Source organism: Sphaerochaeta globosa str. Buddy (assembly GCF_000190435.1).
Lineage (GTDB): Bacteria > Spirochaetota > Spirochaetia > Sphaerochaetales > Sphaerochaetaceae > Sphaerochaeta > Sphaerochaeta globosa.
Map to the genome: position 1 here is coordinate 586,396 of NC_015152.1, position 13,399 is coordinate 599,794.

12 protein-coding genes are annotated in these 13,399 nt (G+C 51.7%); 1 reads left to right on the top strand and 11 read right to left on the bottom strand.

Annotation, left to right across the window (positions count from 1 at the left end; all coding sequences use genetic code 11):
* Positions 1-8: 8 nt before the first annotated feature.
* Positions 9-365: a hypothetical protein gene (locus SPIBUDDY_RS02725; RefSeq protein ID WP_013606233.1), complete on the top strand. Its 357-nt coding sequence runs from the start codon at positions 9-11 to the stop codon at positions 363-365.
* Here the strand turns inward: SPIBUDDY_RS02725 and SPIBUDDY_RS02730 are convergent.
* The 11 genes from SPIBUDDY_RS02730 to SPIBUDDY_RS02780 all read right to left on the bottom strand — a co-directional run bounded on the left by SPIBUDDY_RS02730 (position 351) and on the right by SPIBUDDY_RS02780 (position 13,328).
* The gene (locus SPIBUDDY_RS02730) at positions 351-1,607 is read right to left on the bottom strand and encodes an amidohydrolase family protein (RefSeq protein WP_013606234.1); all 1,257 of its coding nucleotides are present in this window, start codon (positions 1,605-1,607) and stop codon (positions 351-353) included. The genes SPIBUDDY_RS02725 and SPIBUDDY_RS02730 overlap by 15 nt on opposite strands.
* A 115-nt stretch (positions 1,608-1,722) precedes the next feature.
* A complete protein-coding gene (locus SPIBUDDY_RS02735) occupies positions 1,723-2,586 on the bottom strand; it encodes an AraC family transcriptional regulator (protein WP_245523800.1) in 864 nt (287 codons plus the stop codon).
* Between the two features lie 75 nt (positions 2,587-2,661).
* Positions 2,662-3,276 carry a class I SAM-dependent methyltransferase gene (locus tag SPIBUDDY_RS02740; RefSeq protein ID WP_013606236.1) on the bottom strand — a complete coding sequence of 205 codons (615 nt, stop codon included), beginning with the start codon at positions 3,274-3,276 and terminating at the stop codon, positions 2,662-2,664.
* Between the two features lie 30 nt (positions 3,277-3,306).
* On the bottom strand, positions 3,307-5,859 hold the full coding sequence (gene xdh, locus SPIBUDDY_RS02745; protein ID WP_013606237.1) for a selenium-dependent xanthine dehydrogenase: 2,553 nt from the start codon (positions 5,857-5,859) through the stop codon (positions 3,307-3,309).
* A gap of 248 nt (positions 5,860-6,107) precedes the next feature.
* Positions 6,108-7,052, bottom strand: coding sequence for an ABC transporter permease (locus SPIBUDDY_RS02750; RefSeq protein ID WP_013606238.1), 945 nt, complete (start codon positions 7,050-7,052; stop codon positions 6,108-6,110).
* Positions 7,049-8,152, bottom strand: a complete 1,104-nt coding sequence (locus tag SPIBUDDY_RS02755) for an ABC transporter permease (RefSeq protein WP_013606239.1) — start codon at positions 8,150-8,152, stop codon at positions 7,049-7,051. Before SPIBUDDY_RS02755 ends, SPIBUDDY_RS02750 begins: the two co-directional genes overlap by 4 nt.
* The gene (locus SPIBUDDY_RS02760; RefSeq protein WP_013606240.1) at positions 8,136-9,674 is read right to left on the bottom strand and encodes an ABC transporter ATP-binding protein; all 1,539 of its coding nucleotides are present in this window, start codon (positions 9,672-9,674) and stop codon (positions 8,136-8,138) included. The genes SPIBUDDY_RS02755 and SPIBUDDY_RS02760 overlap by 17 nt, the downstream gene beginning before the upstream one ends.
* 75 nt (positions 9,675-9,749) lie before the next feature.
* Positions 9,750-10,784 (bottom strand): BMP family protein, encoded by a 1,035-nt coding sequence (locus tag SPIBUDDY_RS02765; RefSeq protein WP_013606241.1) that lies wholly within the window; start codon positions 10,782-10,784, stop codon positions 9,750-9,752.
* 243 nt (positions 10,785-11,027) lie between these two features.
* Complete coding sequence (locus SPIBUDDY_RS02770; protein WP_013606242.1) at positions 11,028-11,927, bottom strand: 1-phosphofructokinase family hexose kinase; 900 nt, start codon at positions 11,925-11,927, stop codon at positions 11,028-11,030.
* A complete protein-coding gene (locus SPIBUDDY_RS02775) occupies positions 11,924-12,409 on the bottom strand; it encodes a deoxycytidylate deaminase (protein ID WP_013606243.1) in 486 nt (161 codons plus the stop codon). Before SPIBUDDY_RS02775 ends, SPIBUDDY_RS02770 begins: the two co-directional genes overlap by 4 nt.
* A complete protein-coding gene (locus SPIBUDDY_RS02780) occupies positions 12,396-13,328 on the bottom strand; it encodes an alpha/beta hydrolase (protein WP_013606244.1) in 933 nt (310 codons plus the stop codon). The genes SPIBUDDY_RS02775 and SPIBUDDY_RS02780 overlap by 14 nt, the downstream gene beginning before the upstream one ends.
* Positions 13,329-13,399: the final 71 nt, after the last annotated feature.

The following is a 13,399-nucleotide window of genomic DNA, read 5'->3' on the forward strand; positions in this document are numbered from 1 at the left end:
GAACAAGTATGGAACACGTAGATGAACTGATACGAAAGCAATCGCTGGCTTCACTTGCCTCGAGCATCCGAAAGCTGGAGAGAGCCCTTGTGAGTGTACAGCAAAAAGATTCGTCGACTACGGTGATTGCAAAGAGGTTGAAGGCTCTTCAGATGGGACTTGCCGCTCTCAAGAGCGTGTGGGACAATCAAGTGTTCGCTTATACACCAAAAGAAACAGACGAAGCAAAGACTGTTCTTGCAAGTTTGTTTCCTTCACTGCAAGCGATGGCCTCCAAGTTCAAGCCAGGCAGCAGCCAGGCTACACTTCTCATAAGGCGTGTTCGTTCGCTTGAATTGGCTCTAGCGGCCTTAGGCGAGATGTGAGCCGTACACCCGTACAAGTATTTCAGAATAGGCTTGCTCAAGGGCTGTTTCATCAAGGGTGGTACATTTTTTCTCTCTGATAACAAACCTGCCATCGACCATGACCGAATCGATGAGGTCGGCTCGGGTATGCATCAGGGTGTTGTAGGCAATGTTGGAGAAGCCTTCTGTCTGTAGCAGTGGTGATAGTACACTTGCATTTCGCACAAACAGCAAGTCGGCCCGCATTCCTGGTGCGATCATTCCTTGGTAGATTGAAGGGCAGGGTGAGGTGGTGGCAAGCTTCCAGACGGTTCTTGCATTATACCGATCGGGGTTTCCACTCTGCTTGAGCTCTGCATAGGTGGTCCGCATCACTTCCCATATATCGTGGGTAAGGTAGTCGGTGCCAAGTCCGATGCGGGCTCCCTGATCCAACAGACTACTGAGTTTCATTTCATGGGCGCTGGAGATTCGATTGGAGATCGGGCAATGGACGAGCAGGGCCTTGCTTGCTGCAAGCAGGACACGGTCTGTTTCAGAAGTCTCAACACAATGAAAGAGGATGGTACGTTCATTGAGCAGGTTGTGGGAAGCGAGTAACTCAACGGTAGATAGACCGAACTTACGCAGGCTTTCACTTCTTCTGAACTCTGTTTCCAGACAGTGGGTCATCAATGGCCAGCCAGTTTTGTGCACTCGTTTGATTGCTTCTTTCAGGCTGTCCTGCTCCAGTTCTTCTTCCTCGCTAAGGTGGGTTCCACGGGCAAGAGTATCACTTGCAAGCAATTCTTTTGGTGTTTCATCATACCAATCAACCAAAGCCTTAAGGCCGATCTCTTGGGCACAGTCTTCGAGGGCTTGGCTGCTTTCATCGGCCTGACCTGTCTCCACAATGCAGGCAACCCCTGCCTTGAGGTACTGCAGGTAGGCATACAGCACCAGGATACGGAAATCAGGGGTGAGAACTGCGTTGTCGGTGTAGTCAAAGAGTTGTTGCTGCAACCTTCCTTGAGCGGTGTCGTCACACCAACTATGGAGGGGTTTATCACTGAACAAGCCCCTAAAGAGGGTGTCTGGAGTATGGGTATGGCTGTCTGCAAGGGCGGGGTAGAGCAAGAAATCCGAACAATCGATGACTTCTTCAGCAGATTTTCTTTGAATACTCTTCTCAATGGCTACTATCGTTCTACCCTCGATTCTGATATCTGAGCGATGCAGCTCATAGTCGTTTCCGAGGTAGCGGGTATTGGTTAATAACATAGCGGTAGCATATCACGTTGCACACTCAATGCAAGCCAAAATGTTGGATGATCATGCACATCGAATGCCTGCATTCCTGAAGTATCCTGAATGCAGGCATTCATCCATCACTGCCTTAACTTTTCTTAATCGGCATCCAAACCTCAAAACTTTGGTTTCTCGGATCATCGTCAAGATACACTTCCATATCCACCCCGTTGGCAAAATCATATCCGCTTGTGGGGAGCCAGTCGGTTACAATGCGTCGTTCCACTTCCTGGATGGTTTGAGGCATGGGACCGCGTCCAGGGAAGATCGCCCACATGTTTGCCTCGACGATTTGGCTCTCCAAGCCCTCGGGAGTTCCCTCTTCCATGGCAACGCCGATGGTGTAGACCCAGTGATCCTTATCATCACCGTTGGTGCACAGGCCCAGCAGTCCCTGACCGGGTTTCATGTAGGAACAGATTCTGGCAATCGAGCCATCCTGTGCCTTATTGCTCCAGAATACCGGAACCTCGCGCATATTCTGTTCTATGTCCTTCTGCAACTTCAGTGTTACACCCACCACCCGGAAAGCCTCTTTGCTCTCGATTCGATACTCCATTTCTTGATCTCCTTTGATAGTCAGGTGGAAACTGATCTTTGGGAATGCCTTCAGCACTGCTCCTTCCTTCTTCGCCTGTGATGGTGTCAAGCCGTGAAGAGCTTGGAACGCACGGGTGAAGGAGGTAGGGGAGTCATACCCGTACAGAAGTGCCACATCCAAGACTTTCTGCCCCTGCTGCAGGGCAAGGGCGGCCTTGGTAAGCCTTCGGCGGCGTATGTACTCTCCAAGAGGAATCCCTGCCACATAGGTGAACATCCTTTGGAAGTGGTAGGTTGAGCAGTTGGCCAACTGTCCCGCTTTCTCATAGGAAATAGTTCCTTCCAGGTTGTCCTCAATGTAGAGCAGTGCTTCATTCAAACGTTCAATCCATTGCATTTCGTCTGACCTCATGTAGGAGTATGTATACAAATGTGTATTGTTTCCTCTCAATTGATGCACAATGCTGCGAGGTTTGCAAGAGTACGTTCAGATTTTTGGGGTGCAGATATACCAGTTCGCACGCTTGCCTACCTGCACTACTTCCACCTTCGAAAAGCAGTGTTGCAGATCAGAGACGCACTCCTGCATTTCCTGGTGGGCATGCTTGATGAAGTGAAAGTAATCCCCCCCTTCCAGATATTCAATCAGGGAGGTAAGCGGTGAACGGTTGGCGTTGTAATCGTGGATGATAACGTAATGCTTCGCCACCCGGCTCATCTGCTTATAGAGCATCGTGCGCATCTCTTTTTGCATGCCATGGGCAACATAACTTGCAATGGCAAGGTCAAACTGTTTGTCTGCAAAGGCAAGGGGCATTGTAGCATCAGCCTGGACAAAGGTGATGGGCTTGTCCTTATTCTTCCTCTTTGCAATAAAAAGCATCTTGGAAGCAGGATCTATGCCGGTGACTGCAAGGCCCCGATCAGAGAGAGCACTGCACAGGGCACCGGTTCCGCAGCCCACGTCAAGAATTGTTTCATCCTTGAGATAGTGCTGCATTGCATCAAGTGTTTTTGCATACCTTCGTTTCTGGTAGGTAAAGAAAAGACCATAGAGGGGAGCAATGAAATTGAAGAGACCGGTACTGTCCTTATTTCTCATTGCCCATCTCTCCTCAAATTACTGTTGCTTCTAACGGTACGCTGTATCTTCCAGTGGCAAAGAGGTGCGGAATTTACCGTCAAAGCGGTAATAGGCATTCTGGCATGCCGGGGCGGTGGGAATTGTGGTTAGTTCTCCAACTCCCTTGACCCCATAGGCGATGGAGTGCTTGTTAGGTCCTTCAACAAGTTTGACCTCGATGGGAGGAACATCGGTAGCACGCAACAGTCCCAGCGTTCCATAACGAACCGCAAGCTGTCCTTCCTTGATCGGAAAGTCTTCGGTTAATCCAAACCCAAGCCCCATGACCACTCCACCCTCGATTTGGCCTGTGAGGGCCTGATGGTTCACTACCTGCCCTACATCACACGAGGCAACCACGTTCTCAAGCTTTCCCTGTTCGTCGAGCACGACTACCTGGGCTGAGTAGCTATAGGCAACATGGCTGACCGGATGTTCCTTCGTTGAATTGATCGGATCGGTAATGGACGTATATTCACCATCGAAAGCCTGTCCTTCCAAATCAGCGAGCGTGTTGGTTTTCAACGCTTCCTTAAGCTTGAGGGCGGCTCGTCTGACCGCCTCTCCGGTGAATACCGATTGGCGGCTTGCCGTACTGGTTCCTGAGTCGGGGGTGCGCCTGGTATCGGGATCCTCGACCACAATCTGATCGGACTGCAGCGAGCAGGTCTGTCCGAGCATCTGCGTACAGACGGTTGCCACACCCTGACCCATGCATGCGGCACTGGTGCGGATATGCACCTTGCCCTGCTCCACAGAAAGAATGCAGCGTCCGGTATCGGGAAAACCAACCCCAAGGCCGCTGTTCTTGAATCCGCAGGCGATACCGGCTCTCGGGGAGGAGTAATAGGCATCCTTTACCGCTTCAAGGCATTCAATAATACCTGTATCCTCTCCGGCGATCTGCCCATTGGGCATGGTATCACCAGGCTTGAGGGCATTGAGACGACGGATCTCATAGTAGTCCATGCCAAGTTCGTCGGCCAACAGGTTGAGGTTGGCCTCAACGGCAAAGCAACTCTGGGTGACACCAAAACCTCTGAAGGCTCCCGCCGGTACCAAGTTGGTATAGATGGCTCTTCCATAGACTTCAAAATTCTGAAAATTGTATGGACCTGATGCATGGGTGCACGCCCGCTGAAGCACCGGCCCTCCCAATGAAGCATAAGCACCGGTATTTGCATCGATGATTGCCCGCATCGCGGTGATACGGCCGTTCTCATCACAGGCGGTGGTCAGCACCATTTCCATCGGATGACGCTTGGGATGGACACTCAAGCTCTCCTGGCGGCTGAGCTTGACCTTTACCGGTTGCTTGAGAACCCATGCTGCGAGTGCGGCATGATGCTGGACACTCATGTCCTCCTTGCCCCCGAAGCCACCCCCTACGAGCATGCTGTGACAATGTACCTTTTGGGGAGGAAGTTGGAGCATCAGGGAAATTTCATGCTGTTCGTCATAGATTGATTGCCCCGAGGTATGCACGAGTAAGCCGTCATCATCCTCGGGGAGTGCAACCGCACACTCCGGTTCCATGAAGGCATGCTCGGTATAGGGAGTGCTATAGGTTCGGGTTACGACATGTTTCGCATGCCTCATGGCTTTTTCCACATCTCCACGCTTGATGTGCTCGGAACTGAGCACATTGCCCCCTTTGTGAAGCTGCGGGGCATCGTCCTTCAGAGCTTCCTGCATGGAGAGCACAGGCTTCAGAACCTCATAGGAGACCGCAACCAGGGAGGCAATTTTCTCAATGGTTTCGGGATTCCTGCCTACTACCAGACAGATTGCGTCTCCGGTATAGCGGGTGATTTCACCCACCGGGATGAAGACCGGCCAATCTTGCTTGATATGGCCGATAATATTGTGCGGTACATCGCTACTTGTCAGAATACGGATAAAGTCGGGGTGCTTCTCTGCTTCGCTGCTGTCGATGGAAAGAATTCGTGCCCTCGGATGGGCCGAGCGTACCGCTTTTCCATGCAGTAGAGCAGGTAGACGAAGATCATCGGCATACAGACCCTTGCCAAGGGCTTTGATCTTGGCATCGACACGCTGGTAGCGTATATCGAGCCTTGGTTCCTCCTGTTGACCGGGGACACTGAGATGCTCACGAAAGTATGTGGCGGCCATGAGAATGGCTTCTTCAATTTTCTTATAGCCGGTACAACGACAGATATTGCCTTTGATCGCCTTTCTGACCTCTTCCAACGTAGGATCCAGATTCTTGTCCAACAGGCTTTTTGCACTGATGATCATGCCGGGTGTGCAGTAGCCGCACTGGACCGCTCCTGCTTCAGCAAAACAATAAGCATATACCTCGGCTTCCCGTTCGCTCAGTCCTTCAATGGTGGTTACTTCTTTGCCCTCAAGACGGGATAGGGGGATGGCACAGGCCTTCATCTTTACCCCATCGACGAGAATAGTGCAGGTACCGCAGGCACCCTCGCTGCATCCATCCTTGGTTCCGGTAAGGTTGAGGTCTTCACGAAGAAATCGGAGGAGCTTTTTGTCCTCTCCATCGAACTGAACGGGCTTTCCATTTACGCTGAATGCATACATAGCGTGCTCTCCATTGTCTTGCAAGGGTGGGAACAGGTGCTAGCCGCTTAGCGTCAGCATCCAAGAGGGGATGCCACGGTCTGTGATGCTATACGTCCACATTGTTTCAATGTCATCAGTAAAAGTCAATATCTTGTTGCAATATAAGACTTTTGTTGTATTTTTCTGTTGCATGAATTGTTCTTTTATTTCTAGGATGGTACAAAGGCAGGAAAATGCAACAACCTTTCCTGCCTTTGTTTCAAAACCTAAATACGCTTTTCCCGGTTGAAAGGCTGACCCAAGGCGGTTGGCCCAAGCAACTGGCTTTCCCTGCTGAATGCAAGGACCACAATGACCATGACATAGGGAAGCATGACGGCAAACTCGTAGGGGAAGTTGATTCCTTGTCCCTGAATAGCCAGCTGTAATGCCTGTGCCAAGCTGAACAACAATGCTCCGCCCATAATCTTCACTGGATGCCAGTGCCCAAAGTAAACAAGTGCAACGGCGATGAAGCCGCGGCCGGCAATGATTTCATCACTGAACATCTTGGCCTGGCACAGGCTTAAGTAAGCACCGGCAAGCCCTGCAAGAGCTCCACCTACAGCGAGGGCCTGATAGCGAACCCTGTTTACCTGGATGCCGATCGAGTCGGCAGCTCTCGGGTTGGTTCCCACAGCCCGCACCCTGAGGCCCCAAGGAGTCTTGAAGAGGATATACCAGGCAGTAGGGACAAAAAGGAAGGCGAGGTAGACCAAAAGGTTATGGCTGAAGAAAATTGGTCCAAGAAGAGGAATCTTGGAAAGACCGGGGATCGGAAGATTGTCGATGCCGGGGACCGATTGGGTTCCACCGATGAAATGGCGGAACAAGGTTCCAGCAGTTCCGACTCCGAACATCTGCAGGCCGATGCCTGCGATGCCCTGGGGGGCGCGGAACGTGACGACGACAAACCCGAAGAGCATGCCGAACAGTGCTCCCACTCCCATCGCCAAAGCAAGGCCCAAAAAGTTGTAAATGCCCGGTGTGGGGCCGCCTTGCCCGATGCTGTAGGGAATGAGCATGCCCAAGAAGGCGCCCATGGCCATTATTCCTTCACAACCAAGGTTGAAGATACCGGCACGTTGGTTGAACATCTCCCCGAGGGAAGCAATAAGCAGGGCGACGGAGAAGGGAATACCCAAGCTTAGGATGTTTACGATGAAGTTCATGCTTCCACCTCCTTGGATTTGGTGCTTCTATTCTGCACCTTGCGCCAGACTTTCTCCATCAGATACGGGTCGGCAAGAATCATCTTGGTGGCAACGATGACCAGAATGATGATACCCTGCAACACGTTTACCATGTTGGCAGGAACACCAACCATGCGTTGGGTCATATCGGCACCGACGATGAGAAGGCCGAAGAAGAACGAGGCGGGGATAATACCCGCTGGATGCAGGCCTCCGAAAAGTGCTACGACGATGCCGGAGAAACCATACCCTCCGGTAATACCCTCAATGGCTCTGCGATGCACACCGGCGATTTCTATGGCGCCTGCCATACCGGCAAAAGCCCCACTGATGACCATGGCGATCACCAAATACCACGTGACGCTGATACCACCATACTTCGCAGCGCGGCTGCTGGCTCCTGCTGCACGCATCTTATAGCCATAGCTGGTTTTCCAGAGCAGGAAGTAGATAAGTAAGGCGAGAATCAGGGCAAAGAACAATCCGGTATGGAGTCGTGTTCCCGGAAGGAATCGTCCCAGCCAGAGATTGCGGCTTAAGCGCATCGACTGCGGGGTACCGCCACCCATGGAAAGCTCAGCAGGGTCGAGCATCGGACCACGCAAAAAGAAGGTGTATAACTGAGCGGCGATGTAGTTGAGCATCACCGTGGAGAGCAGCTCGCTTACTTGCAGCTTTGCCTTGAGAAAGCCGGGAATAAAGCCCCACGCTCCACCGCTTATCGCCCCGGCCAGGACAGCCATCGGAAGCAGGACCGGCTTGGGGAGTTCTGGGAAGGCGAGCGCTACCGCCGTGGTTCCCAAAATTCCCATGGCCATCTGGCCTTCAGCCCCGATGTTGATGATGCCGCTGCGATAGGCAACCGAGATGCCCAGTGCGATGATGGTCAAGGGAATTGCCCTGAGCAGCACCTCACTGAGCTGCAAGGTCGTCTTCAGCGGCTCAAAGAGGATGACCATGTAGGTCTTGAATACATCGGCACCGATGGTCATCAAAATAATTGATCCGATTGTCATTGCTGCCAGGATGGCCAGAATGATGATGGAAACCTTGTAAAGTAGTTTAAACTGTTTGGTCATCTTTCACTCCTGCCATCAAGATTCCCAGGCTGCGGCGGTTGGCATCCTTGCGGTTCAGAACCTTCTGAATCTGTCCCTTGAAAATGACTGCGACGCGGTCGGAGAGGTCGAGAATCTCATCGAGCTCCTCGCTGATGAGCAAAATCCCGATTCCTTCCCGCCGTTTCTCCAGAAGTTGCTTGTGGATGAATTCGGCTGCCCCGAGGTCCAAGCCTCGTATCGGATAAACGGCTATCAGGAACTTCGGCTTACGAGAGAGCTCACGGGCAAGAATTACCTTCTGGATATTTCCTCCCGAAAGTGAGCCTGCGGCTACAGCAACATTGGGACTGCGGATATCGAATTTCACCCGCAAATCATTGGCGTTCTTGTCGATCGCCTTGTTGTTGAGGAAGGAATGCTTGGAGAACTCCTCACGCTCGGTATCCTTGAGGATGAGGTTTTCCTTCAGCGAGAAGGAGGGCACGATACCTTCGGTATTGCGTTCCTCGGGGATGTATCCCATACCGGCTTGTATGATGTAATGCGGGCTCTTGTTGGCGATGTTCTCGCCATAGAAAATAATCTCGCCACCCTCAACCTTGCGAAGTCCGTTTATTGCCTCGGCAAGTTCTCGCTGTCCGTTGCCCGACACACCGGCAAGACCGATGATCTCACCGCCGCGGATGTTCAGGTTCAAATCCTTGAGGGCCAAGAAACCCCGATCACTTTTGACGTTGAGGTTTCTGATATCCAAAACCGAAGTCCCCTCGCAGGGGGCTTCCTCATTGAGAGGAAGTTCAACTTCATGACCGGTCATCAAAGCTGCAATATCAGAAGGGGAGTGCTCATTGGTGTTTCCCTCAAAAACCACCGCACCATGGCGCAGAATTGCAATCTTGTCTGAAAGATCCTTGACCTCCTGCAGCTTGTGGCTGATGAAGATGATGGACAGCTCGCTGCTCATACGCTTGAGCAGTACGATCAGATCATCGGTCTCCTGGGGAGTAAGGGCACTGGTCGGCTCATCCAGAATCAAAAAGCGGGCACCCAGGCATAAGGTCTTTACCAGTTCAACCCGCTGCTGCTCACCAACGGAGAGCTGCCAAATATAAGCATCGGGATCCACGAGGAGCCCGTATTTCTTCGAAACTTCATCGATGCGTTCTCGGACCATAGCGAGATCCAGCTTGACAAACGACCAAGCTTGCTTGTAGCCCAACGCTATGTTCTCAAGCACCGTCATGTTGGGAACCAGCATGTACTGCTGGTGCACCATGCCCAAGCCAGCTGCAAAGGCATCGTTGGGGGAGCGGAAATGTACTTCCTCCCCGTTTATGAGGATTCTTCCCTCATCAGGCTGGTACAGTCCCATCAGAATATTCATCAGGGTGGTCTTGCCAGCGCCATTTTCGCCTACCAGTGCCAAAACTTCGCCTTCGCCGACGGTCATGGTGATGTCGTCACTCGCCAAAACACCGGGAAAGCGTTTGGTGATGTGTTCCATCTTGAGACTGGTGATTTTCTTTGTGGTGATTTCCATGGATTCAACCTCCGTGGGGACTTACAAAAAACCAGTCATGAGGAACTATTCCGCATGACTGGTTGGGATGCACGATTAAAGCTTGGAGTAATCTACGGAAGTATAAGCGATGGTGCCGGCCTTGGCTCTGAAAGAAGCCATAGCTTCATTGACCTTGGTCTCGATGGCGCCGGTGTACTTGTCCTTCAGTGCGGCGTTGAACTCGAATACGAAACCGCCGTTGAAGAAGTTCATCGGGATGACTTCGCCGCCCTTCACACCTTTGTCCAACTTCTCAACCAAGCCGACGATGACGGAGGCATAGTTGTAGGAAGAAGCTGCAATGACTTTGTAGCCTTCGGTAATGCGGATCTGGGCGATGTCCTGACCAACCCACCAGATGTCCTGGTCGCGGTAGTCGGCGACTGCGCGCAGTGCTCCGAGAGCCTGCTGGCTGGAACCGGTCAGTACGTCGGCACCGCTTCTGATCTGGGACTGGGCAATCTCACCGGCCTTCACGAAATCGCTGAAGGAACCAGAGTGGGCGACCATGACCTTTGCTTTGGGATTGACAGCCTGTACACCAAGGACGAAACCGCGGTTGTAACGGGCAGCATCACCAGCGTCGACGGGGCCGACCAGACCAATGATGTTCTTCTTGGTGGTCATACCGGCGATGAGGCCGGAGAGGTAGCCGGTTTCTTCACTTTCGGGCATGTAGGTGAAGACATTCTTCGGTCCGATTTCTGCAGAAGTACCAAATGCAAAGGAGACTGCTGGATACTCTTCAGCCATCTCGAGGATAAGGTTTTTGTACTGTGCACCGTGAGCGATGATGATGTCATACCCCTGGGCGACATACTGGCGGGCGGCAGAACCTGCGTCGACCGGCTTCATCTTTTCGGTGTAGCTGTACTCAATGCGGCCGGGAAGCTGCTTCTGAGCTGCGATGATGCCGTCATGCATTGCCTGGCACCAACCCTTGTCGTCAATAGTGTTTTCAATGATCAGTGCAACCTTGACTGTGTTCGAGTCTTTTGCTGCTGCAGGGGCTGTTTCAGCCGCACCTGCTGCAAAGATTGCAGAACTAACGAGTGCGAGACAGAGCACGATTGTCAGAATCTTTTTCATACAAGTTCTCCTCTGTAAATATCTATCCCATCAGGGTGGGATTTGAAGCTGAATCCAGTATAGGGTGAGAAAGATTGGCTGTCAAAAGAAATTGCTTATCTTAGAGTAAATTACTATCGATTGAATTACGCTAAGTATGATTTTTTCCAGCAAATATTGCGAAAATTCATAATTTATTGTTGCAAATTTAGCGATTGCTCAATCTTGAAAAACTTCTTTGCACCAAAAAACTTGGCTGAAAACCTAGAAAATCGTACCTGGTCGAATCGTTTTTGCGTTCTTTGTTGCGACCTTTGTTGCGTATTCTACGGCCTGTTGCAAATTTGTACCCTTGTATAGTGCCACGGTCAGAGCTGCGCTGAGGCTATCCCCGCATCCGATGGTATTGACTGCTTCGATGGGTTCGATGGGGACACAAAAGAAACTTTCTGCCTGTACCCACACTGCCTGGCTGCCTCGTGAGAGGACTGTCGTCGTGTGGTACGTTTGGTAGATTTCCTCCAATACCGGCTTGATCGCATCCTCTATTGTAGCAGTATCATCCTGCTCTCCGACAGCAAGGCCGAGGAATGTTTGGGCAGCTTCGCTGAGGTTCGGCTTGATGACATCGGGGTTATAGGCAAGGCAACGCTTCAGGTCATCCCCTTTCAGGTCCAAGAGGACGAAGAGGCCTCGCTCCTTCGCCTCCTTCACGAAGTCGGCATATAGGGAAGCGCTGTAGCCCGGGGCACGGGTACCACAGATGATTAAGGCATCACTTCTCTGTATCGCCTCACTGAAAAGTTTTCTGATGGGCCCTTCAGTGCAGCTGTCTACTGCATTCGGTTCTTCAACCAATTCGGTTGCTTTACCATCACAGAGGATGGTGGTGCACGTGCGGATTTCACTCTTGCTGTCCGCCCAGAGAATTTCTACCTTGTCTTTTCTGCATAAAGCCAACATCTCTTCGGATCTCTGTCCTCCAAGGTGGGTGAGCAGCAGGCTCTCCTCTCCCAGCTGGCTTACGATGCGCGCAGTATTCATGCCCTTACCCGAGGCATCGAGGTAGTGTTCCTGTGCACGGTTCACTTCCCCTAATCGAAAGGAAGGGAAGAGGAGCGTGTTCTGGAAGGTGGGGTTCAGGCAGACAGTGAGGACTCTCATTGCATTTGCACCAGAATGCTGCTATGAGCCGGCTCGAGTTTGCGATAGGTCACCCCCGTCTGGTCGAACATCCATTTGGACGCCTTGGTGTTCTCAGCCTCAGCGTACTTGTCCGAGAGATACACAACCTCGCGAATACCGCTTTGGATGATTGCCTTCGCACACTCGTTGCAGGGAAAGAGCCCGACATAGAGGGAGCACCCCTTAAGGCTGCTGCTGATGGCATTGAGGATTGCATTGAGCTCGGCATGACAGACATAGGGGTACTTGGTATCGAGCCAGGCCCCTTCCCGTTCCCAAGGAACTTCGTCGTCATTCACACCGATGGGAAAGCCATTGTACCCGACTCCCACGATTTTGTGATCGGCATTGATGATGCAGGCCCCCACCTGGGTGCTGGGATCCTTGCTTCGCATGGATGAGAGGACGGCTACGCCCATGAAATATTCGTCCCAGCTGATATAGTCCTTACGTTTGGGCATCGGAATTCTCCTTATTCTGCAAAAAATCCAAAATGGTATCGGTCAGTGATGCTTGGATCGAGTGATAGGAAAGCAGGGAATGACGACCATGGTTGAAGTCTCCCATAGTGGTGACAAGCGAGCGGAAATTGGGGCTTTTCTGTTCACGTTCAATAATTTTCAGATTCTTGAAAGGAATAACACGGTCGTTGACATCGTGGATGGAGAAGAGGGGGCAGGTGATGCTGCCAAGATTTTTCCTGACACTGGGCATGGCATGCACCAGGCTGAGACCTGGACGGATGAACGTGCCGCCATAGCCGTACCACTGGTCGCTGCCGTCTTCCCCCTTGCTATTTTCAGTGATGATACGGACATTGATCGAGGGTTTGAAGAGGGCGAGGGTGCGGGCGATGTACTGCCGCTTATCGGTGAAAATTCCTTCTCTGAAGCTGTTGTAGACCACCGGGGCTGCAATGGTGACCAGCTTGTCGGGCTCTTTATCGGAATTGCAGTAGTGTTCACCAAGTTTGAGAGTCATCAGGCCTCCCATGCTGGTTCCCAGTACAAACAAGGTCTCATACTTGCTTCTCAAGTCTTCGTAATACCGGCAGATGAAGTCGAACCATTGGGTGAACGTAGTCTGTTCCAAATCCTTGGGATCGGTACCGAAGCCAGGCATCAGGGGAGAGTAGACATCGAATCCTGCATCGTGAAAACGCTTGGCACTGTACGTATACATAGCCGGGGTGGAAGGAAATCCATGGACAAGCAGAATTGCAGTGTTGCTGCCTTGCTTGTATGTTATGCTCCTTGCCATTTCACAAAACACCTTCGATTCATCGGTTTGCAACCTTTGGGTCTGCTTGTCCCTATACCCGATGAGGGTGGTGTTCCAGAGAATGAATGCAATAAGCAACAGGAGTATGATAATCCACATAGTCAGTACTATAGCCTACCATCGGGTTGAAGAAAAGTAGGAATTCCAAAGGGCGGGGCAAAGACAGGGAA

What these genes read in the sequence shown, in the direction of transcription:
- SPIBUDDY_RS02725 (WP_013606233.1), top strand. Translation starts at nt 9, where the DNA reads ATGGAACACGTAGATGAACTGATACGAAAGCAATCGCTGGCTTCACTT.
- SPIBUDDY_RS02730 (WP_013606234.1), bottom strand. Translation starts at nt 1,607, where the DNA reads ATGTTATTAACCAATACCCGCTACCTCGGAAACGACTATGAGCTGCAT.
- SPIBUDDY_RS02735 (WP_245523800.1), bottom strand. Translation starts at nt 2,586, where the DNA reads ATGAGGTCAGACGAAATGCAATGGATTGAACGTTTGAATGAAGCACTG.
- SPIBUDDY_RS02740 (WP_013606236.1), bottom strand. Translation starts at nt 3,276, where the DNA reads ATGAGAAATAAGGACAGTACCGGTCTCTTCAATTTCATTGCTCCCCTC.
- xdh (WP_013606237.1), bottom strand. Translation starts at nt 5,859, where the DNA reads ATGTATGCATTCAGCGTAAATGGAAAGCCCGTTCAGTTCGATGGAGAG.
- SPIBUDDY_RS02750 (WP_013606238.1), bottom strand. Translation starts at nt 7,052, where the DNA reads ATGAACTTCATCGTAAACATCCTAAGCTTGGGTATTCCCTTCTCCGTC.
- SPIBUDDY_RS02755 (WP_013606239.1), bottom strand. Translation starts at nt 8,152, where the DNA reads ATGACCAAACAGTTTAAACTACTTTACAAGGTTTCCATCATCATTCTG.
- SPIBUDDY_RS02760 (WP_013606240.1), bottom strand. Translation starts at nt 9,674, where the DNA reads ATGGAAATCACCACAAAGAAAATCACCAGTCTCAAGATGGAACACATC.
- SPIBUDDY_RS02765 (WP_013606241.1), bottom strand. Translation starts at nt 10,784, where the DNA reads ATGAAAAAGATTCTGACAATCGTGCTCTGTCTCGCACTCGTTAGTTCT.
- SPIBUDDY_RS02770 (WP_013606242.1), bottom strand. Translation starts at nt 11,927, where the DNA reads ATGAGAGTCCTCACTGTCTGCCTGAACCCCACCTTCCAGAACACGCTC.
- SPIBUDDY_RS02775 (WP_013606243.1), bottom strand. Translation starts at nt 12,409, where the DNA reads ATGCCCAAACGTAAGGACTATATCAGCTGGGACGAATATTTCATGGGC.
- SPIBUDDY_RS02780 (WP_013606244.1), bottom strand. Translation starts at nt 13,328, where the DNA reads ATGTGGATTATCATACTCCTGTTGCTTATTGCATTCATTCTCTGGAAC.